Source organism: Bacillus sp. FSL W8-1141, assembly GCF_038593205.1.
Classification (GTDB): domain Bacteria; phylum Bacillota; class Bacilli; order Bacillales; family Bacillaceae; genus Bacillus; species Bacillus altitudinis.
This window is the reverse complement of record NZ_CP151973.1, coordinates 3,743,835-3,763,999: the sequence shown is the minus strand read 5'-3', so window position 1 is coordinate 3,763,999 and position 20,165 is coordinate 3,743,835. Positions and strand designations below refer to the sequence as shown.

General features: G+C 41.9%; 19 protein-coding genes and 4 tRNA genes. 17 read left to right on the top strand and 6 right to left on the bottom strand.

Translation table 11 applies throughout. The features are described from left to right. Positions 1-3: 3 nt before the first annotated feature. From dhbC to NSQ52_RS19320, 3 genes are read right to left on the bottom strand one after another with little or no spacing between them, the layout of a single operon-like run. The gene (gene dhbC, locus NSQ52_RS19330) at positions 4-1,185 is read right to left on the bottom strand and encodes an isochorismate synthase DhbC (protein ID WP_058336421.1); all 1,182 of its coding nucleotides are present in this window, start codon (positions 1,183-1,185) and stop codon (positions 4-6) included. A gap of 26 nt (positions 1,186-1,211) precedes the next feature. Continuing rightward, positions 1,212-1,997: a 2,3-dihydro-2,3-dihydroxybenzoate dehydrogenase gene (locus NSQ52_RS19325; RefSeq protein WP_024718455.1), complete on the bottom strand. Its 786-nt coding sequence runs from the start codon at positions 1,995-1,997 to the stop codon at positions 1,212-1,214. A gap of 7 nt (positions 1,998-2,004) precedes the next feature. Then, the gene (locus NSQ52_RS19320) at positions 2,005-2,886 is read right to left on the bottom strand and encodes an alpha/beta hydrolase-fold protein (RefSeq protein ID WP_342473786.1); all 882 of its coding nucleotides are present in this window, start codon (positions 2,884-2,886) and stop codon (positions 2,005-2,007) included. A gap of 490 nt (positions 2,887-3,376) precedes the next feature. On the opposite strand from NSQ52_RS19320, the gene NSQ52_RS19315 reads away from it, so the two are divergent. Further along, entirely contained in the window at positions 3,377-3,514 is a 138-nt protein-coding gene (locus NSQ52_RS19315; protein ID WP_156409654.1) for a hypothetical protein, read from the top strand. Between the two features lie 117 nt (positions 3,515-3,631). Here NSQ52_RS19315 and NSQ52_RS19310 read toward each other — a convergent pair whose 3' ends face one another. Next, entirely contained in the window at positions 3,632-4,489 is an 858-nt protein-coding gene (locus NSQ52_RS19310) for a hypothetical protein (RefSeq protein ID WP_061420792.1), read from the bottom strand. 109 nt (positions 4,490-4,598) lie between these two features. Here NSQ52_RS19310 and NSQ52_RS19305 point away from each other — a divergent pair, with 109 nt between their 5' ends. From NSQ52_RS19305 to NSQ52_RS19295, 3 genes are all read left to right on the top strand, one after another. Then, positions 4,599-5,555: a DUF4885 family protein gene (locus NSQ52_RS19305; protein ID WP_342473785.1), complete on the top strand. Its 957-nt coding sequence runs from the start codon at positions 4,599-4,601 to the stop codon at positions 5,553-5,555. A gap of 282 nt (positions 5,556-5,837) precedes the next feature. After that, positions 5,838-7,202 (top strand): replicative DNA helicase, encoded by a 1,365-nt coding sequence (dnaB, locus tag NSQ52_RS19300; RefSeq protein WP_003214779.1) that lies wholly within the window; start codon positions 5,838-5,840, stop codon positions 7,200-7,202. Between the two features lie 130 nt (positions 7,203-7,332). After that, the gene (locus NSQ52_RS19295) at positions 7,333-7,746 is read left to right on the top strand and encodes a VOC family protein (RefSeq protein ID WP_024718459.1); all 414 of its coding nucleotides are present in this window, start codon (positions 7,333-7,335) and stop codon (positions 7,744-7,746) included. A gap of 232 nt (positions 7,747-7,978) precedes the next feature. On the opposite strand, the gene NSQ52_RS19290 is transcribed toward NSQ52_RS19295, so the two are convergent. Continuing rightward, entirely contained in the window at positions 7,979-9,184 is a 1,206-nt protein-coding gene (locus NSQ52_RS19290; protein ID WP_144668251.1) for a cytochrome P450, read from the bottom strand. Positions 9,185-9,321: 137 nt separating this feature from the next. Here NSQ52_RS19290 and NSQ52_RS19285 point away from each other — a divergent pair, with 137 nt between their 5' ends. The 4 genes from NSQ52_RS19285 (at position 9,322) to NSQ52_RS19270 (ending at position 12,906) form a co-directional block, all read left to right on the top strand. Next, positions 9,322-9,903, top strand: a complete 582-nt coding sequence (locus tag NSQ52_RS19285) for a TetR/AcrR family transcriptional regulator (RefSeq protein ID WP_282746253.1) — start codon at positions 9,322-9,324, stop codon at positions 9,901-9,903. Between the two features lie 216 nt (positions 9,904-10,119). Then, on the top strand, positions 10,120-11,415 hold the full coding sequence (locus NSQ52_RS19280) for an adenylosuccinate synthase (RefSeq protein ID WP_007497400.1): 1,296 nt from the start codon (positions 10,120-10,122) through the stop codon (positions 11,413-11,415). Positions 11,416-11,547: 132 nt separating this feature from the next. Next, positions 11,548-12,681: a DUF418 domain-containing protein gene (locus NSQ52_RS19275; protein ID WP_342473784.1), complete on the top strand. Its 1,134-nt coding sequence runs from the start codon at positions 11,548-11,550 to the stop codon at positions 12,679-12,681. Between the two features lie 15 nt (positions 12,682-12,696). Further along, the gene (locus NSQ52_RS19270) at positions 12,697-12,906 is read left to right on the top strand and encodes a hypothetical protein (RefSeq protein WP_024718463.1); all 210 of its coding nucleotides are present in this window, start codon (positions 12,697-12,699) and stop codon (positions 12,904-12,906) included. 30 nt (positions 12,907-12,936) lie between these two features. On the opposite strand, the gene NSQ52_RS19265 is transcribed toward NSQ52_RS19270, so the two are convergent. Then, on the bottom strand, positions 12,937-13,461 hold the full coding sequence (locus NSQ52_RS19265) for a peroxiredoxin family protein (protein WP_007497396.1): 525 nt from the start codon (positions 13,459-13,461) through the stop codon (positions 12,937-12,939). Between the two features lie 332 nt (positions 13,462-13,793). Between NSQ52_RS19265 and NSQ52_RS19260 the strand changes: the two genes are divergently transcribed. The 9 genes from NSQ52_RS19260 (at position 13,794) to NSQ52_RS19220 (ending at position 20,125) form a co-directional block, all read left to right on the top strand. After that, a tRNA-Lys gene (locus NSQ52_RS19260) sits at positions 13,794-13,869 on the top strand. A 6-nt stretch (positions 13,870-13,875) separates the two neighbouring features. Continuing rightward, a tRNA-Glu gene (locus tag NSQ52_RS19255) sits at positions 13,876-13,947 on the top strand. Positions 13,948-14,028: 81 nt separating this feature from the next. Then, a tRNA-Asp gene (locus NSQ52_RS19250) sits at positions 14,029-14,105 on the top strand. A 26-nt stretch (positions 14,106-14,131) separates the two neighbouring features. Next, positions 14,132-14,204: transfer RNA gene (locus NSQ52_RS19245), tRNA-Phe, on the top strand. Between the two features lie 347 nt (positions 14,205-14,551). Further along, positions 14,552-15,259, top strand: coding sequence for a response regulator YycF (yycF, locus tag NSQ52_RS19240; protein WP_017359978.1), 708 nt, complete (start codon positions 14,552-14,554; stop codon positions 15,257-15,259). 7 nt (positions 15,260-15,266) lie between these two features. Continuing rightward, complete coding sequence (walK, locus tag NSQ52_RS19235; protein ID WP_007497390.1) at positions 15,267-17,105, top strand: cell wall metabolism sensor histidine kinase WalK; 1,839 nt, start codon at positions 15,267-15,269, stop codon at positions 17,103-17,105. Beyond that, positions 17,095-18,474 carry a two-component system activity regulator YycH gene (yycH, locus tag NSQ52_RS19230; RefSeq protein ID WP_024718466.1) on the top strand — a complete coding sequence of 460 codons (1,380 nt, stop codon included), beginning with the start codon at positions 17,095-17,097 and terminating at the stop codon, positions 18,472-18,474. Before walK ends, yycH begins: the two co-directional genes overlap by 11 nt. Further along, entirely contained in the window at positions 18,461-19,324 is an 864-nt protein-coding gene (yycI, locus tag NSQ52_RS19225; protein ID WP_017368442.1) for a two-component system regulatory protein YycI, read from the top strand. Before yycH ends, yycI begins: the two co-directional genes overlap by 14 nt. A gap of 6 nt (positions 19,325-19,330) precedes the next feature. Next, positions 19,331-20,125 (top strand): MBL fold metallo-hydrolase, encoded by a 795-nt coding sequence (locus tag NSQ52_RS19220; protein WP_007497388.1) that lies wholly within the window; start codon positions 19,331-19,333, stop codon positions 20,123-20,125. Positions 20,126-20,165: the final 40 nt, after the last annotated feature.

Here is a 20,165-nt window from a genome sequence, read left to right as displayed (position 1 = left end):
TTTTTATAGCTGATGGATGCCCATCGCATGAAGCATCGTGTTGAATTTTGCAGATGTTTCGGCTAGCTCTTCTTCTGCCTTTGATCCTTTGACCACTCCTGCACCAGCAAAGAGGCGAAGGGAGTGACCTTCAGCTTCTGCACAGCGAATGGTGACAATCCAATCTCCATCACCATTTGCATCTGCCCAACCGACCATTCCTGTGAAAAATCCTCGATCGAAGGGTTCAATCGCTTGAATGGCTTCACGTGCATCTGCTGTAGGTGTTCCGCATACTGCGGGTGTTGGATGGAGGCTAAGCGCTAAATCAATGGAGGACACATTGGAATCTGTTAATTCACCTTTGACCACAGTAGATAAATGCCACATCGTTTCTGTCTGTATGACGGATGGTGATGCAGGTACATCTAACGTATGACAGTAAGGAGCAAGCGCTTTAGTGACAGCATCGACAACCACTGCATGCTCGTGTAAATCCTTTGCAGAAGTAAGAAGTTCATCGTGACGACGCTGGTCTTCTACGGGGTCTGAACTGCGTGGCCGAGAACCAGCGAGTGGATTGGAAATCACAGATGAACCAGTTTTTGAAAGAAGCAGCTCAGGGCTTGCCCCAAGAAGTGTGCGCTTTTGGGAAGATTTCGGATCAGCTACGTTTGCAGCAAACGTATAACCAGTTGTATTATGACGAGCCAGTCGTTCGAGTATTGTTTTCGTATGAATGTCTTGATTTGATTTGAGATGGAGAGATCGAGAAATGACGATTTTGCTAAGCTCTCCTTTTTCAATTTTAGCTAACCCTTCGTTCACACCATTCATGTAGACTTCAGGAGAAGGGACAGGTGTCACCTCATAGGATGGTGATGTCACTTCTGAATCCTCATCACCTTGATGAAATTCGAGTGGATCACTAAACTGTACATGGACTGGCACATTTAAACGAACGGGTTGCGCCGGATCAAACGGAACAGCACCAACAACAATCGGTGCTTGAATACCAGCTTGTTTGGCAGTCTCAAAAACATGGGCTACCTTTGTGGATAGTTCATCGAGTTGATTGGTTTTAATATGCTGAAATATCCCCTCTGCAAGTAACGCTCGTTTAGGAGAAGCAAGGAAAAATGCGCCTGGCTGATAGTCTTGGATCAGCTGTACTTTTTCTTCTGTCGACAATAATGAATGTTTCATGAAAAGGCCTCCTTTTTGATAAAATGCTAAATTCCGAGTGTTGCACCACCATCAATTGTGAGATTCTGCATCGTAATATGACTGGATTGCTCAGATGCAAAGAAGATGACTGCATCAGCAATCTGTTGAGGGTCAGCGATTTTTTGTAAAGGAATACCGGTTTTATACGTCTCTAATGAACCTTTAATCACCTGATCTGCTCCTTGCTCATCAGACCATAAAGCCCATTGCATAGGTGTTGCGGTAGAGCCGGGCGAGACGACGTTGCATCTAATGCCATAGGTAGCCAGCTCTAATCCAAGCGTTTTTGTAAAAGAAGTAGCTGCTGCTTTTGAAGCAGCATAGGCAGCCATATTCATTCTAGGAATGGCACCTGCGTTAGAACTGACAGTCACAATGACCCCTTCTGATCTTTTCATCATGTATTTGGAGACAGCTTGGGATATGTAAAAGAGACCATGTGTATTGACTGCGAAGGTTTGGTGCCAATCATCTGTACTAATCTGATCAATCGAACTAATCCGAAGAATGCCTGCTACATTGACCAGTAAATAAATGGGGCCAAGCTGCTTTTCAATTTGATCGACAATGTGCTGAACAGATGCTTGATCGGTAATGTCACCTGGATAGGCAAAGGCACGTATGCCTTTATCATTCAACTTCTGCACGGTGCTTTGCAGCTGATCTTCATTTGTGTCAACTGCTGCAATGATCGCACCTTCATCGGCTAGTCTCTTTGCGACTGCTTGTCCAATACCTTGTCCTGCGCCTGTAATAAGGGCAATTTTATGAGACAGACCACTCTGTTTCATGTGTTCACTACCTTTCTTTCAAGTCTGTAGTTGTTAAAGGATCTTGATGATAAAATGCAAAACGAAAAGCGTCATTCATCAGCACCGGTAAAACAGACGTATGTCCTTCTTCAGGAAATTCGTGATAGGTCGTATGCAAGCCATACGAGGATAAAGGCAGCATACGATTGGCTAGAGACTTTGCATGAGCATTCATTTGACATGGATGATGTTTTTCTAACTCACCTACACCTACAAGTAGCCTTACATCCATAGGCACTTGACGGATGCGGTTGGTAAATTGGTGTTCTTTTTCTAGAAATAATTCTTTGTTCCAGTGGATAGAAGGACTGCCCGCAATATATGTCTGATAAGCGTCAGGGTGCTCAAATAGTGTGTGTAATACAAAAAGCCCGCCAAGAGAATGGCCAAATAGTGTTTGACGACTCTGATTAATCGGAAAGCGCTGCTCAATGTATGGCTTAACCGTCTTTTCTAAAAAAGAAAAGAAAGCAGAGGCGCCGCCATATGTATGGATGGAGAAGTCCTTTCTTTTACCCTCAATGGAAACGTCAGGGCCGGTAAGAGTGAGATCATAATGCCTAAGCGGATGATAGGGCGCTTCTGTCTGATAGCCAATTCCAACAATAATAGCAGGTACGACACCTGTTTTTTCAGGTCTTCTTGACTGTAAACGTATAGCTTCGACCATTGTGCCAAAAAGTGAATTCCCATCAAGCACGTACATGACTGGAAAACCAGTTTCGGGAGGAGTGGTATTCGGTTTAAATATAAAAAGTCTGTATGGGTGTGTTGTGATATCTAGTTGCTCCGTCCCAGATATAAAAAAAGGACGGCTTTCTCCAAAAAGTGAATCATCAGTACCCATTCCTTCAGTGCGTTTGGTCATATGTGAAAAATCTCCTTTCTCAAATTGACCTCATATGATGATAAAAGCGGGCTTGCGGATAGTGGATGAGTGTAGTAATAAAAGTTCAAATGAAAATGATTCTCAATTATCACGCAAGCAAATCAAATGATAATGTTTATCAATTAGGAAGTCAAATGTTCATAAAGTGGTATAATCGATAATTTGATCTAAATATTCAGAAAATAAAGGACTAACTAACTACCAAATGATTGGAAATAGAGAATGCCGGATTGTGACATTAAAACAGAGTAGAAATGCCAAAAAACCTTGGCAATCTCAAATTATTTACCATTTTCTTCTGTTTGAATCATGATTAAATATAGGTTTTTCTTCTTGAAAAAATTTTGAGCAAAATAAGTCTATAGACCTTCTTGTATTTTTAGAAAAAAAGAGGTGGATTTTGGGGAAAGTTAGTGTTCTTAATTCACAACTTATTCAATATCATGCTTAAATTCATAGAAAATTTTCTATGGAAGACAAGATTGCAGGGGATGTAGGCAGAATGATACCCCCATTAGGAAAACTGAGGCTAAATCTGCTTGAAAATCAGCTCAAGCTGAAAAATACGTTTACAGTGGAGGAATATCATGAAGCGAAGCAATCATGACAAGCACTGTAGAGTGGCGAAATAACATATAACATCAAAAATGAGGCAATAAAAAAAGTAAGGGATGTGCCCTTACTTTTTGATCAATTGGTGTACATATCTGTCAACATCATTCACTTAAAATCCATCTGTGACATCATATTCGTAACGGATATCGGCTTTGACATTGCTCATAGTAGATCTCGCCGTAGCTTTTGCGTTGTACTTAAAGCTCCATTTTTGAGCGACTCTTAATTGATCATCCAGAGATATACGATAAGAACCACTTGTTGCAGAGGAGAAAAGTGATTGATACCAAATGTTACTATCACTAGCCATCAGTTTGTGTGTGACATTCCCTTGGTTGGGTGTTTGAGTGCTAGTTGTCGTAATTGATTTAATGATTGCATTTTTAGGAATTGAAGAATTGTTCGTTAAATCCATTGTAATGACAGAAGAATCAACTCCTAAAAAATTTAAAGATGAATTCCCCAAGTTGGTAGCCGTCCCCGAAAAATTGAATGTCCCATTTCCAGATTTAATACGATCTTCAATGGAAACAGTAAAATACATATTCCCTGTATATGTACCACGGGTCACTTTCACAAAATAAGTTTCTGAAGTTGAAGTCACGTCACCAGTATTTGCAAAAATAAAGGGTGTGACTGAATCAGGATTAATGACTCTAGACCTCCCGTCGGAATTTTTCGAATTATAAACCTCGATTTTCATCCCAGTATATTGCTTATTATACGAACTTCTGACATAAACTCTTTCACCTTTATTGATCGTAAACTGATAATACGCTTCATTTTCACCTTCAGGTAAGATTGTCGTGTCTGAACGACTATTTTTCCAATATCCCATTGAACTTGCAGTGTTAGGGCTGTTATTCCCCGTAATTGCTGCTTCCGCTGAAGTAGGTGCAAAAAAACTAGTAACAAGCGCCAATAATAATGCTGGTAATAATAAACGTTTAAAGACAGTATTTGTCATATATTAACCCTAATTGCAATGATTACTATATAGACATTAAACTAACAAATTTTAACTAAAATGCCGATATATTTAATAATCACTATTTTCTTAAAAAAGGAGAATCAAAATGAATATTAATACGTCATATACAGCCAGTTCTTCGAACAATTTGAACCAAATAGACGCTAAAGGTCAATCAGCTATTAAAAGTACAAACGAAGTGATGACCGAATCTGATAGACGAATGAAAATATTAGATGAAAAATACGAAAAAATAAATGAACAAAATAAACGATTCAAAGATCCTCATGGGCATATATTTAATAAGTATCGAAATCAACACTCTCCTTATTTCAGAAGTGATCTAACTAAAGTGGAGAGAGAAGCTGCTTATAAAATGGAAATTGGATGGGCTAATTCTGGAACAGGTGGACAATATGACTTCAATGATGCTATTTTCCGTAATGAAAAACGGTACGATCCTACCCAAGAAAGTGTAGAAAAGAAACTATTAAATCGTCAGAAGGTAAACGAACAACTGCAAGCTTTGTTTTCTACCAATGGTTTGAACATTCCTAAAAACGCCAATTTAACTTTTACCATTGATCCGAATCATTTTAAATTAGTGGTGAGTGGATCAACTGACGAGTCGCTGGTCAAACAAATAGAAGACATATTGAATACAAGCAACAATACAAGAGAACTATTTTTTCATATTATGAAAAGTAGAAATGATGATTCGACTCAATTCACGCCGGATTCACTTGCAAAGTTCCACCTTGTCAATCAAATCAAAACGGTGACAGGCTTCAATTTAAAAGATTTAAGCATTGTAAACGGTCAATTTGTAACGGACACCGGAGCGAATATTTTCGATATCTACAAAGAAGAACTTCTGAAAAACCCATACACAGCAGAAAATGCCCGCATTGCTGCATCACATTATGGTGCACAGCTCTTTGATCTAGCGAAGAACGGGTATGATTCTATTCCTGATTTGGTGTTATCTATTGGGTATGAAAACGGGTCTTTATATGACATTGGACAAAAGGTGAATTACGGAGTTAAGAAAACGATAAATTAAAAAACGCACCTGATATTTTCAATATTTGATCATGTGCGTGTTCATGCCATGTTGGAGTATCGATCACATGTGTGAACAACAGCTACAAATTCCATTAGCGATACAAAGGACTCTATAACAATTTATGTTACAGAGTCTTTTCTATTTGAAGTGTGTTGTTTCGCTGTTCAATGAAACAACCACATGGTAATTTTGACTATAGTTGATGTTTTTCACTTTTTTATTGGTGAAAATGTTAAAATGATGAGTAGCGTATTTTTTTATGAAAGGACGGTGCTTGGCATGACGGAACTTCTCGATGACCGGCTGCCGCCGCAAAATATAGAAGCCGAGCAGGCCGTATTAGGTGCTGTTTTTTTAGAACCATCTGCGCTAACGCTCGCTTCTGAGGTATTAATTCCAGAGGATTTCTATAGAATGTCGCATCAAAAGATTTACAATGCGATGCTTGTACTTGGTGATAGAGGGGAACCGGTTGACCTTGTCACGGTGACATCAGAACTTGCCAATACAGACTTACTAGAAGAGGTAGGCGGGATTTCGTATTTAACAGATATTGCGAACTCTGTCCCAACTGCCGCAAACATTGAATATTATGCGAAAATCGTGGAAGAAAAATCCATTTTAAGACGTCTGATCCGTACAGCGACAACCATTGCACAGGATGGATATACGCGTGAGGATGAAGTAGAAGATCTATTGAGTGATGCTGAAAAAACCATTATGGAAGTGGCTCAGCGTAAAAACTCAGGAGCTTTCCAAAACATTAAAGACGTTCTTGTTCAGACATATGATAATATTGAACAGCTTCATAATCGAAAAGGTGATATCACTGGGATTCCAACGGGTTTCTCAGAGCTTGACCGGATGACAGCTGGCTTCCAGCGAAATGACCTGATTATTGTAGCGGCTCGTCCGTCCGTAGGGAAAACAGCCTTCGCGTTAAATATTGCACAAAACGTTGCGACCAAGACAGATGAAAGTGTCGCCATCTTTAGTTTAGAGATGGGCGCTGAGCAGCTGGTCATGCGTATGCTTTGTGCCGAGGGAAATATCAATGCACAAAACCTAAGAACCGGTAACCTCACAGAAGAGGACTGGGGTAAGCTGACAATGGCGATGGGTTCGCTATCAAACAGTGGGATTTTCATTGATGATACACCTGGCATTAGAGTCAGTGAAATTCGCTCGAAATGCCGCCGTTTGAAGCAAGAAAACGGGCTTGGCATGATCCTGATTGACTACTTACAGCTCATCCAAGGGAGTGGACGATCAAGCGATAACCGTCAGCAAGAGGTATCTGAAATTTCTAGGGCTTTAAAGTCACTAGCAAGAGAACTTGAAGTGCCGGTCATTGCCTTATCACAGCTTTCTCGTGGGGTAGAGCAGCGTCAGGACAAACGTCCGATGATGTCTGATATTCGTGAATCAGGAAGTATTGAGCAGGATGCCGATATTGTGGCGTTCCTTTATCGTGATGATTACTATGATAAAGAATCAGAGAATAAGAACATTATTGAAATTATTATTGCGAAACAGCGTAACGGTCCAGTTGGAACGGTATCACTGGCGTTCGTAAAAGAATATAACAAATTCGTCAACTTAGAAAGAAGATTTGACGATGCGGGTGTTCCGCCCGGTGCTTAAAGCCCAGCTCAAGAAGCTGGGCTTTTTTTGATCCATCTACATCGAAAGAATGACGGAAAAACAGTCGAAATGAGGAGGAGTGGGAGAAAATAGAGCGTATACTAAAGGGAGAGAAAAGGAGTGATGACTGATGAAGTTTCAACAATTCGAAGCCGCTCAATTACGCATCGCACGTCCGACCGTCAACATGAAAGAGGTTGTTTCTTTTTATGAAGAAGGTTTAGGGCTGAAACGAATAGGCTCATTTGATCAGCATGAAGGGTATGATGGGGTCATGCTTGGGCTTCCTCACCAGCATGTTCATCTGGAAATCACCAAACATGAAGAAGACGAAAGCTTGCCTGTTCCCCACCCAGAGCAACTGCTTGTATTCTATATTCCGGATGAAGAAGAATTTCAGCAGATGAAAAAGAGACTGATCGCATCTGGCGGACGGCATGTCACCTCTACAAACCCGTACTGGGATCGAGGAGGCGTGACGATTGAAGATCCAGATGGATATCGAGTGGTGCTCATGAATACAGAAGGAATTACACCTGATTAAGAAAGACTCCCATCTCGTGGGAGTCCCAGCGTGTAGACAAACCCTCGCATTCGGTGTCAGTCCTGCGTGCTGGTGCTCACGAATGATAAATTCGCTCCGCGCCAGTACTCGTCCTTCCTAGGGCTGCAAAGGTTTTCTATCACGCTGAAAAAGAAGACAAAGGGCTAAAATAAAGTTCATTTTAGCCCTTTGTCAATAATTTGAGACTCCCATCTCGTGGGAGTCCTTTTTGTTAGCAACGAGGCGTGACACGGAGCTTCAGTGCTTTTAGTCCATACATACCGCTGCTTGTCATTGGGACGTAAGAGAGAAGCTCTAGTGATGCATATCGTGACTGTATGGCTTTGATGGCAGTGCAGGCTTCCAGGCGAGCAAGTGGTGCGCCTAGGCAGAAATGAATGCCGTGGCCGAAGCCAATATGAGGATTAGGATGCCGGTGTATATCGTACTCATGTGCGTTTGGAAATTGATGCTCATCCCGGTTCGCAGAAGCAAGAAAGACAATCACACTGTCTCCCTTTTTCAAGACTTTCCCTCCAAGTTCGGTGTCTTCTGTGACATACCGGACGATGGTAGGCGCAGGGGCACGAAAACGGACAGCCTCCTCCACAGCACGAGGAATGAGGTCAGGTGATTGAGCGAGCGCTTCATACGACCCCGGATTTTCTAACAAACTAAAGATCATATTGGAGATCAGGTTGGTGGTCGTTTCGTTGCCTGCTAACAGGAGCAGATTGCAGAAAGGAATTAATTCGTCTGCGGACAGCTTGTCTCCATTTTCCTCCGCTTGAATTAAAAGCGAAATCAAATCATCACTAAGGTTCTGCCGCTTCTCTTCAATGATGTCAGCAAAAAACGCCATCATGTCCGCTTCGCCTTGATCCCGTGTTTTCTGCCATTCAACGACATCTCTTTCTTCTTCACTTTTAGGCATGCTGACGAGAATATCGGACCATTCTTTAAAGGATTGTTTATGTTCTGTTGGCACACCTAAGAGCTCTGCAATGACAATCACAGGAAGCGGATAGGAGATGTCTTGAACAAGATCAATCTCTTCCTTACCTTCTATTTGTGCAATGAGATCATCCATTAACTCTTGAATGCGTGGTTCCCACAATTTCATCACCCGGGGTGTAAAGGCTTTGCTTACAATGGAGCGAATTCGTGTATGTTTTGGCGGGTCCATCATGACCATTGTTTTCATCAGTGAATGTTTCCGGTGGTCTTGAGGAGGTTGACTAGAAAAGGTATCTTTATCGATGGTGACGCGCTTTGCTTCTTCATAGGTGAAGACACTCCATGTTTGGCTGTGTTCATCAAAATGAACAGGAGATTCTTGACGCATTTTGGCGTACCAATCAAATGGGTGATACGGGTCCTGCTTATTTTTCCCTCTTAATAACGCTTTCTGAACGGCACTAGGTGTTGTTGTTTCCATGATCATCACTCCTTATGGGTTGTCAGATGATTCCTTTTTTTCACTGTGTTAGATTTAAAGGTAATTCATCAGGAGAAAGGATTCAACCAACAGAAAAGCGAAATCTGTTGAAGAAAATGGGAAGGGGAGAGCGGCTTGTGGCGGACTGCTACAGAGGGGATAAGCGCGCAACTGAATCAAAGCAACAATTAAGAAAAGCATTATTTCAGTTATTAAAGGAGAAGGAATGGGGGAAGATTTCTGTACAAGATTTGACGAACAAGGCAGGAATCCACCGCACCACCTTCTATCAGCATTATGAGGATAAGTTTGACTTAGCTCAGCAGGTCATGGATGAGATGTTTGATGTCATGAAAACCGCTATTTTTGCTCCTGTACATGAAAGTGAGTGGAAGAGCGATCATGCAGCATATGTGTATATTTACCGCTTTTATCAGCATTTGCAGGAACATGAAGAGGAGTATCAGATTCTCTTGAAAAGGGGAAGAGAGCTTAATATTCATCAGACGGCCAGTGCTTTTTTTGAAGAAAGCTTTACTTTAGGGCTAGAAGAAGTCACAGGTTCACCACCTGATCCACAACACGTTCCTCTCGAGATGCAGAAGCAATTTGTCATTTCTGCTTATGTTGGAACAGCTGAGTGGTGGCTGAGAAAAGGTAGACCATATTCACCCGACTTTATGGCAAGTTCGATGATTCAATTGATTGAAAATCACTGAACAAACGGAAATGAGAAAAACAGTAATTTTGATCGAAATCTTCTTGTTTAAGCGTAGAATGAGCAATTAAAGCGCTTTTCCTCACATGTAAAACGAACAAAATTTGATTTCGAGATATTAATGTTCGGATTTCACGTTGACTTTTTCATTGTGCATTGATAAAATAAATGTGTTTGAAAGAGATAACGTTTTGAAAGGTTAACGGAGGTGCACGATATGTCTTCAGTAGTCGTAGTAGGTACGCAGTGGGGTGACGAAGGGAAAGGGAAAATTACCGATTTCCTTTCAGAAAATGCAGAGGTGATTGCCCGTTATCAAGGGGGAAACAATGCAGGTCACACAATCAAATTTGATGGAGTGACTTACAAGCTACACCTCATTCCGTCCGGTATTTTTTACAAAGAGAAAACTTGTGTCATCGGTAATGGAATGGTGGTTGATCCTAAAGCGTTGGTCACTGAGCTTGCGTATCTTCACGAACGGAATGTGAGTACAGATAACCTCAGAATCAGCAATAGAGCCCATGTCATTCTGCCTTATCACTTAAAATTGGACGAGGTAGAAGAAGAGCGGAAAGGGGCTAACAAGATCGGTACGACGAAAAAAGGAATCGGACCAGCTTATATGGACAAAGCTGCCCGCGTCGGAATCCGTATCGCAGATTTATTAGATCGTGAAGTATTTGAAGAGAAGCTTGCCCGTAATCTAGAAGAGAAAAATCGTCTTTTAGAGAAAATGTACGACACAGAAGGCTTCAAAATTGAAGATATTTTAGATGAATATTATGAATATGGTCAGCAAGTGAAAAAATATGTCGTGGACACATCTGTTGTATTGAACGATGCTCTAGATGAAGGCCGCCGTGTTCTTTTTGAAGGGGCACAAGGCGTTATGCTTGATATCGATCAAGGGACATATCCGTTCGTGACGTCATCTAACCCAGTGGCTGGAGGCGTGACGATTGGTTCTGGTGTAGGTCCTACGAAAATTCAACATGTGGTCGGCGTATCAAAAGCTTACACAACTCGTGTAGGTGATGGCCCATTCCCGACAGAACTCCATGATGAAATTGGTGATCAAATCCGTGAAGTTGGCCGTGAATACGGTACGACAACTGGCCGCCCGCGCCGTGTTGGCTGGTTTGACAGTGTTGTTGTACGTCATGCACGCCGTGTGAGCGGAATTACAGATTTATCTCTTAACTCCATCGATGTACTGACAGGGATTGAGAAATTGAAAATCTGTGTTGCTTATAAATTAAATGGAGAAATCACTGAAGAATTCCCAGCAAGTCTAAATGAATTAGCGAAATGTGAACCTGTCTACGAAGAAATGCCAGGTTGGACAGAGGATATTACAGGCGTGAAGAATTTAAGTGAACTGCCTGCAAATGCCCGTCATTACTTAGAGCGCATTTCACAATTAACAGGTATTCCACTTTCTATTTTCTCAGTCGGACCAGACCGTTCCCAAACGAACGTTGTCCGCAGCGTGTACCGTCCATCATTATAGACTGATCAGACACCAGTAAAATCACACATTTTACTGGTGTCTTTTTTGTTTAAATATTCCTTAATTTCTACGGAACGCTCTTCCTGTCATTACCAAAATATGATAATTGTATAAAAGGGAAGGAGCGTTCTAGTGAAAGAAAGAATACGATTATTAGATATTTTACGAGGTTTTGCGATATTAGGTACATTGGGTACAAACGTCTGGTTTTTTGCATACGCAGGGGATACCTTTGCGACAGATCAGATTGCGGATGAATATGAAAATGGTAGTTTTCTTGAAAGTCTTGTCTCTATGTTCGTTTATGGCAAAATGCTATCGCTGCTCACGATCATGTTTGGTGTAGGGTTAGAGCTGAAATACCAGCAGGCGAAAAGAAAAAATATGACTTGGCCGGGTACATATTTATGGATTCTTTTATTCTTATTGATTGAAGGCTTTGTCCATTTTGCGCTTGTGATGGAATATGATGTGCTCATGAGTTACGCCGTCACGGGTTTGCTTGTGGCGTTTATTGTCCGTGGAGGAAGTCGGCGCATCAAAAAAGGCATGATTGTCTCGGGTGTCATTCATTTGTTGGTAACGGCTTTTCTCGTTGTATTTTCTTTCTCTGAATTGGAAAATGAATCCTATAACGAGAGCAGTGAACCAGCGTACGAAGAACAACTGCCGGAGACATGGATATCTCAAGTTCAAGACCGATTACAGCACTTTTTGATGTATCGAGAAGAAGCAATCTTTATTATCCCAATGAATACCTTTTTGTTTTTATTAGGTGTGCGGATGATGAGAGCCGGTGTATTTTATGCAAATGAGCGTGGGCAATCTCTGCGGAAAACATTGTTCCGAATGGGTTTGTGGATTGGACTGCCGCTGAATGCGCTCGTCTTCGTACCAAATGAAATAGTAGAATTCGTGGTGCGCTATGTGTTTTCACCATTCCTCTCTATTTTCTATATTGCTGTCGTGGCGAAGCTTCTAGCACGCACGGAGTCATGGTTCATGTGGACTTGGTTTGAATATGTAGGGAAAATGGCGCTTAGCTGCTATATCCTGCAAAATGTCATCTGCTCGATCCTTTTTTACAGCTGGGGATTGGGTCTTGGCGGTCAAATCAATGCGCCCCTTATTGTCTTGGCATGGCTGTTGATTTCACTTCTGCAAATCGCGATTTCAGCCCTTTGCTTACACGTCTGGCGAATTGGGCCAATGGAGTATATCCGATCACGGGCACTTCGCCGTGTGACAATGAAGAAAGCATCTTAAAGGGGAATAGATACAATGTTTTTCAAAAAAACGACGAAAAGAGAACAAGCCAATGCACAAAAAGCAGCAGGATCGGCGTTTGTTTTTTATCTTCTAGCATTAGGAGGACATGCGTCTTACGCTTTTTTTCAAGGTGAGAGTACACCTGTGACTTTTGTGATTTTAATGACAGGTCTTCTTGTGTTTTTCACCGCAGATTGGCTATACAACAAAAAACATTCATAAAAAAGAAGCCCTCTGATGAGAGCTTCTTTTTTATTTTAGGCTTTTATATTGGCCTTTTAAATTTTTACGAATGTATTGAATGATTTTGCGCAGTTCGTTGGCATGCGGTCTGCCAAATGGACTTGTTTGTCTTTGCTGATAGAGGACTTGGCCTTTTTCATTTAATAAGAAATAGGCAGGTTCTCCGTGCACCCCGTGGTCTTCGTATGGGGCATCTTCCCCGTGATAGAAGACTTCATAGGCTTTCAATGATGTGAGGTCTTGGTCAGACATGATGGGGAAAGAAAGTCCCTCTTTGTCTGCAAATTCTTTCAAGTCTTCAGGATTATCCGTTGAGATCGTCATTAAGTGAATATCCTTGTCTTGAAAATAGGATTGCTGTTTTTCCAGCTCTTTTAATTCCTCGACACATACTGGGCACCATGATCCTCTAAAGAAAACGATGAGGTGCCAGCTTTGATGCTCCTCTAAATGTTTGTAAAACTCAATGTGATCGCCCTGCACTGTTGGCAGTGAAAAATCGGGCATTTTATCTCCTAATTTAAATGAACTCATCCTATGCTTCCTCCTTTTTCAATCACCATGCTGTTTGTTTCTTGTATAACCAATATTGGTCTGAATCAAACGTTTCTGTGTGCTGGATTGGGCAGTAGCCATTAATTAAATGAAGGCGCTTTCGGATTTAGGCGATGTAACAGAAGATATCAAATCCGACACTTTTTTTAAAAAAATGTCGAAAAACGTATTGCCATATGTAATTACTCTATGATATTATAAATCTCGTTGTTGCAAAGGTCTCTGAAACTTGTTAAGATGCGATTTTCCAGCTTTTAAAGCGATTGGTTTGACGCAATACAGCTTCTTCAGATTCACTTTTCACAAACCGAGAGCCATTAGCTCAGTTGGTAGAGCATCTGACTTTTAATCAGAGGGTCGAAGGTTCGAGTCCTTCATGGCTCACCATGTTTTGGCCCGTTGGTCAAGCGGTTAAGACACCGCCCTTTCACGGCGGTAACACGGGTTCGAATCCCGTACGGGTCATTGATTTACTTTAGCGTTAAGCTAATTTTTCCTCACTTGCTTGAAGGAGCACCACGATTGCTTTTTCGGGCAAGTTACTGAGGTCCGGTAGTTCAGTTGGTTAGAATGCCTGCCTGTCACGCAGGAGGTCGCGGGTTCGAGTCCCGTCCGGACCGCCATTTATACATATTCATCTTTTGATGATGGCTCGGTAGCTCAGTTGGTAGAGCAACGGACTGAAAATCCGTGTGTCGGCGGTTCGATTCCGTCCCGAGCCACTTCCAAACGCATCTGCAATCGCAGGTGCGTTTTTATTATGAAAAGAAGGCATAAAAAGGGAGAAGCCGGACCTAGGTAGGGCCCGGCTCCATAAGAAGAAGACGTTACATGTATATAGACGTTTGGTGACTGGAAAAGTTTCAATAAAAAAGGAAAAAGTCATCAAATCTTTTGGGTGAAGTTCTTCTATCCAACGTTTACTAGCAAAGAAAGCCGTTATTATTTTTATCTTTGCCTCGTAAAACGTTATAATAGACAGTGAGCCTTTTTTTCGTAAATGAAGAAGGCGTAATGAGACATGCAAAATGGAATGACATAGATGCTAAAAATGCAGGAGGAAATCACAATGGAAAAAAAGATTCTTGTCGTAGATGATGAAAAGCCGATTGCGGATATATTGGAATTTAACTTAAGAAAAGAGGGCTACGAGGTTCATTGTGCGTATGACGGAAATGAAGCCCTTGAAATGGTAGAAGAAATTAAGCCAGACATTATTTTGCTCGACATTATGCTGCCGAATAAAGATGGCGTTGAAGTATGCCGTGAAGTGAGAAAGAAATATGATATGCCGATTATCATGCTGACAGCAAAAGACTCTGAAATCGATAAAGTCATTGGTCTTGAGCTTGGCGCGGACGATTATGTCACAAAGCCATTCAGTACACGCGAGCTGCTTGCACGTGTAAAAGCAAATTTAAGAAGACAGACGGCTGCTCCGCAATCAGAGGAAGAATCTGAATCAAATGATATCGAGATTGGTTCACTTGTGATCTACCCAGATGCGTATGTCGTGTCTAAGCGTGACGAAACGATTGAGTTAACGCATCGTGAGTTCGAATTGCTTCATTACTTAGCGAAACATATTGGACAAGTCATGACACGTGAGCACTTACTGCAAACGGTTTGGGGCTACGATTACTTCGGAGATGTCCGTACAGTAGACGTGACAGTCCGCCGTCTTCGTGAAAAAATTGAAGACAACCCTAGCCACCCGAGCTGGATCGTAACAAGACGAGGCGTCGGCTACTATTTAAGAAACCCAGAGCAGGACTAAGATTCTTATGAGTAAAGTAGGTTTTTTTCGCTCGATTCACTTTAAATTGACCTTGATTTATGTGCTGCTGATCATTGTCGCCATGCAGATCATTGGCGTGTACTTTGTGAAGCAGCTAGAGCAGTCCTTAATTAATTCCTATGATAATTCCTTGAATCAGCGAATCTACTCGTTATCGTATTACCTAGAACAAGATTCATCGAAAAGCAAGGCAGAATTAAAAGAGGATGCTCAAAAGATATTAAACGATTTTAACAACAAAGATGAGTCTAATGAAATTTCTGAAGTCAGCTATATTGACGAAAGCAGAGAGGTCATTGCCTCTGTGAATAATGGCAGTCAAGAGATTGCCGGGAAGAAAATCACAGATCAAATCATTAGCCGTATTTTCGCGGTTGGCAAAGACTACGAGAAAAAATTCTATGACCCAGAATCGAATAAACGAGTCCGCATATCAGCGACAGCCGTGAAAAATGAGAACCAAGAAACTGTTGGTGTCATTTATGTGGTCTCATCCATGGAAAGTGTTTTTAACCAAATGCGAACGATCAACACCATTTTGGCGACGGGTACACTCATCGCACTTGGGACGACCGCTCTACTTGGTATATTCATATTCAGAACCATTACACACCCAATTTCGGATATGAGAAAGCAAGCGATCGAGCTCGCCAAAGGGAACTTTTCCAGAAAGGTCCGAAAGTATGGACATGATGAGATTGGTCAGCTAGCGACGACATTTAACCATCTGACGAGAGAGCTGGAGGAAGCGCAGCTGATGACAGAGGGTGAGAGGAAAAAGCTTTCTTCTGTTATCGCCTATATGACCGATGGCGTCATTGCCACGAATCAAAACGGGGCCATTATTCTATTAAACAGCCCGGCACTAGAGCTTTTGAATGTTTCACGTGAAACAGCTCTAGAGATGCCGATCACATCCTTGCTTGGCTTAGAAGAAACTCATACATTTGAAGATTTAGTCGAAAATCAAGACTCCATGCTACTAGAAATTGAACGCGAAGATCAGTTGTCTGTTTTGCGTGTCAATTTCTCAGTGATTCAGAAAGAGCATGGAAAGATTGATGGTTTGATCGCGGTCATTTATGACGTAACTGAGCAGGAAAAAATTGATGCGGAACGTCGTGAATTCGTGGCGAACGTATCGCATGAGCTGCGCACACCGCTTACGACGATGCGAAGCTATCTTGAGGCACTCGCTGAAGGTGCGATTGGTGATAAAGAGCTTGCACCAAGGTTCCTCAGTGTCACGCAAAACGAAACAGAGCGCATGATTAGACTTGTGAATGACCTGCTCCAGCTGTCTAAGTTCGACAGCAAGGATTATCAATTCAATCGTGAGTGGACGAATTTTATCAGGTTTATCTCGCTCGTCATTGATCGTTTTGAAATGACGAAGGAGCAGCATGTCGATTTCATCCGCAACTTGCCGCAGCGTGAAATATATGTGGAAATTGATCAAGATAAAATCACTCAGGTGCTCGATAATATCATTTCCAATGCTATGAAATACTCGCCAGAGGGTGGACACATTACGTTCACTGTCGATTTGGATGAGGAGCAAGGTCTTGTGTTATTCAGTGTCAAAGATGAAGGAATCGGTATTCCGAAGAAGGATATGGATAAAATCTTTGAACGTTTTTATCGAGTGGATAAGGCAAGAACAAGAAAGCTTGGCGGAACCGGCCTAGGTCTTGCGATTGCAAAAGAAATGGTTCAGGCTCATGGCGGAGATATTTGGGCTGACAGCATTGAAGGAAAAGGAACAACGGTAACCTTTACCCTTCCGTACAATGAAGAACAAGAGGATGATTGGGATGAAGCGTGAGACCTTTAAAACCATTATATTGACAATCCTAATTGCGATCAGTCTTGTGTTTACGTGGAATATTTGGATGTTCCAGCCCGTCATGCAGGATCAGGCGGATGCCGGCACACAGGTCGTGGAAACGAAGAAGATTTCAAGCGACGAGCCTCGGAGTCTCATTGATGTCGTGAAGCCGCGTGAGATGTTCATCCATTCCAATGGAGAGCATTTCAAAGTGGATCAAAAGGAACTCTTCCAAAACTTTTGGAATGATGTGAGCCTGTGGGATGTCAAAGAGATTGCTGATGTGTCGGACCAATATTCCGAGCAGAAATTTAAGAATTTCTTCTATGGACGCGAGGGGCAAGGCAAAACATTGGATCTTGTGTTCAATGATCCGATTCCGATTGATATTTTCCAAGCGCTGTTTAAATGGCCGAATAAATCCATTGAATACAACTCGTTTGACCGGATGATTGTGCCGTTCGCTCAGCCGGATAAGGCCAATAAGAAAGTCTATTTGGTTTCATACAGCAAGGAATCGGTGCTTGAGCTAACGATTGAATCAGCCAACTATCGTAATTTGATGGATAGTATTGCAGCCGCTCAAAACGAGATGCCGCGCTATGATCTATATACTTTCTCTACAAATTCAAAACGAGATTTCCTTCTGCCGCAGAAGCAAAAGCAGCTTGAAGCGAAAATGTTCTTTATCGAAACGATTAAGACAAGCAAATTCAAGGACGCTTTGTTTACAGACCCAAGTCTAGTTGGGGAGGAGTCTAATTTAAACCGGACGGTATATACAGATGGAACGAGTCGTCTTGAAGCAAATCAAAAAGACCACCGCATCCAATATCAGCATCGTAATATCAATTCTAGTACCGTATTCCAAACGGGGGATTTGATCAAGCGAAGCGTGAAGTATTTCAATGATACCGGAAGTTTTACCGATAATTATCAATACTTCGGCATTAACAGCAACCAGCAACTGTCCTTTAATATGTTTATGGATGGACTGCCGATCGTCAACAGCACAAAACATCCATTTGGTATGACATCACTTGAAGTACAATGGGCGAATGATGACATCTTGAGTTATAAGCGTCCAAACTACATTCTCGGCAACAAAGCGAGTCAGAGTGAACAGGTCAAACTGATGAATGGGACAGAGCTGAAAAACTTGATCATCAAGCAGACGAAGTATGATGATTTAGAGAAAATTGAACAGATTTTCCCTGCCTATCAAGCGACATCGACGGCATCAGATCAGGATCAAGCGATGTTTGTCTGGCTAGAGCCGGTATGGTGTATGAAATATAACGGAAAAACCGTCATTTTATCGAATGATTTGCTGACAGAGGGGAGCGAGAATCATGGAGTGGAATAAGACCAAAACGATCTTTATCCTAGCCTTTCTCGTTCTCGATATCTTTCTAGGTTTTCAATACTTTGAAAAGCGATCAACCGATCATTTTGCGATTATCGAAAAAACAGATACGCTGGAAGAAATGAAGGCAGACGGAATCAAATATGGCAATCTATCAGATGAAGCGAAGATTGGATACCGCATTACAGCTGAGAAAAAGCAATATACGAAAAAGGATGTCGACGGATTAGCTGATCAAAAGACGAAAAGCACATTCCCGAAAACCGAGAAAGATGATCCTGTCACCCTGCTTGAAATGACCTTCAATAAACCAGTCGCATTGCCGAAAAAAGATATGAAAACAGCAGCGACCAATCTTGTGAGCCAGCGTTTACTGGATGGCAAGAATTATAAGCTCTGGAGCATCGATGAAGAAACAGGTGAAATCGTCTTTTTCCAAACGTATAAAGGAAAATACATCTTCCAAGAAGGTCTTGATGACACCGAAACCATTGGGAAGATCACATTGGATGTGAACGATCAAAACGAGGTCGTCTCGTATCGGCAGTCGATGGTGACATCGATTAATGAAGTGAGAAAAGAAACCCTTGTCCCAGCGCTTGAAACGGTGAAGGACTTATATACACAAAATATGCTGAGCCAAAACACGACAGTGAAAAAAGTGGAGCTTGGCTACTACACGCAATACCCAGGTGCAAGCACTCAAGTAATGGTTCCTGTATGGCGAGTAGAGATTGAAGGCGTGGCAGCTGGTTCAAAGAAAAAGACAGAAGAAGAATATTTGATCAATGCCATTGATGGCTCAACACTTGATCATATAGAGAAAGAAGACAAATCTTCATTGGAGTGAGAGAACATGAGCTTGCAGTTCAGTGTACTAGCGAGCGGAAGTACGGGGAACGCTTTTTATTTAGAAACAGATGAGCATGCTTTTTTAGTAGATGCAGGCTTAAGCGGCAAACAGATGGTGGAGCTGCTTGGTCAAATCGATCGCAAGCCGGAAGACTTGGACGGAATTTTTGTCACACACGAGCACTCAGATCATATTAAAGGACTCGGTGTGATGGCAAGAAAGTACAAGCTTCCTGTCTATGCAAATGCAAAAACATGGAAGGCGATGGAGTCACATATTGGGAAAGTGGATACGGAGCAGAAATTCCACTTTGATATGGAGACGGTTCAATCATTCGGCGGACTCGATGTTGAATCATTTGGCGTATCACATGATGCGGCAGAGCCCATGTTTTACGTATTCCATTATGGCGGGCGTAAACTTGCCCTTATGACGGATACAGGCTATGTGAGTGACCGGATGAAAGGGATTATTAAATCAGCCAATACGTTCGTATTTGAGAGCAACCATGATGTCGGCATGCTGCAAATGGGGCGCTACCCATGGAGTATTAAACGCAGAATTTTGAGCGATGTCGGACACGTATCCAATGAAGATGCAGCTCTTGCTATGACAGACGTGATTGGAGACGCCACCTCACGCATTTATTTGGCCCACTTGAGTCAAGACAACAACATGAAGGACTTAGCCCGTATGGCGGTCCAGCAGACGCTTGAAATGAAGGGCTTTGTTGTAGGGGACGGCTTTGATTTATATGATACGGATCCGAAAAAAGCAACCCCGCTTTGCGCCGTATGATTTTTACAATCATATGATTAAGATAAGAGCTTCTTACCAA

Excerpts from the sequence above, each read along its gene's own strand:
- NSQ52_RS19310 (WP_061420792.1), bottom strand. The coding sequence starts at position 4,489 with ATGACAAATACTGTCTTTAAACGTTTATTATTACCAGCATTATTATTG.
- NSQ52_RS19320 (WP_342473786.1), bottom strand. The coding sequence starts at position 2,886 with ATGACCAAACGCACTGAAGGAATGGGTACTGATGATTCACTTTTTGGA.
- NSQ52_RS19290 (WP_144668251.1), bottom strand. The coding sequence starts at position 9,184 with ATGGAAACAACAACACCTAGTGCCGTTCAGAAAGCGTTATTAAGAGGG.
- walK (WP_007497390.1), top strand. The coding sequence starts at position 15,267 with ATGAGTAAAGTAGGTTTTTTTCGCTCGATTCACTTTAAATTGACCTTG.
- NSQ52_RS19295 (WP_024718459.1), top strand. The coding sequence starts at position 7,333 with ATGAAGTTTCAACAATTCGAAGCCGCTCAATTACGCATCGCACGTCCG.
- NSQ52_RS19220 (WP_007497388.1), top strand. The coding sequence starts at position 19,331 with ATGAGCTTGCAGTTCAGTGTACTAGCGAGCGGAAGTACGGGGAACGCT.
- dnaB (WP_003214779.1), top strand. The coding sequence starts at position 5,838 with ATGACGGAACTTCTCGATGACCGGCTGCCGCCGCAAAATATAGAAGCC.
- yycI (WP_017368442.1), top strand. The coding sequence starts at position 18,461 with ATGGAGTGGAATAAGACCAAAACGATCTTTATCCTAGCCTTTCTCGTT.
- NSQ52_RS19270 (WP_024718463.1), top strand. The coding sequence starts at position 12,697 with ATGTTTTTCAAAAAAACGACGAAAAGAGAACAAGCCAATGCACAAAAA.
- dhbC (WP_058336421.1), bottom strand. The coding sequence starts at position 1,185 with ATGAAACATTCATTATTGTCGACAGAAGAAAAAGTACAGCTGATCCAA.
- NSQ52_RS19265 (WP_007497396.1), bottom strand. The coding sequence starts at position 13,461 with ATGAGTTCATTTAAATTAGGAGATAAAATGCCCGATTTTTCACTGCCA.
- NSQ52_RS19305 (WP_342473785.1), top strand. The coding sequence starts at position 4,599 with ATGAATATTAATACGTCATATACAGCCAGTTCTTCGAACAATTTGAAC.
- NSQ52_RS19315 (WP_156409654.1), top strand. The coding sequence starts at position 3,377 with ATGGAAGACAAGATTGCAGGGGATGTAGGCAGAATGATACCCCCATTA.
- NSQ52_RS19280 (WP_007497400.1), top strand. The coding sequence starts at position 10,120 with ATGTCTTCAGTAGTCGTAGTAGGTACGCAGTGGGGTGACGAAGGGAAA.
- yycF (WP_017359978.1), top strand. The coding sequence starts at position 14,552 with ATGGAAAAAAAGATTCTTGTCGTAGATGATGAAAAGCCGATTGCGGAT.
- NSQ52_RS19325 (WP_024718455.1), bottom strand. The coding sequence starts at position 1,997 with ATGAAACAGAGTGGTCTGTCTCATAAAATTGCCCTTATTACAGGCGCA.
- yycH (WP_024718466.1), top strand. The coding sequence starts at position 17,095 with ATGAAGCGTGAGACCTTTAAAACCATTATATTGACAATCCTAATTGCG.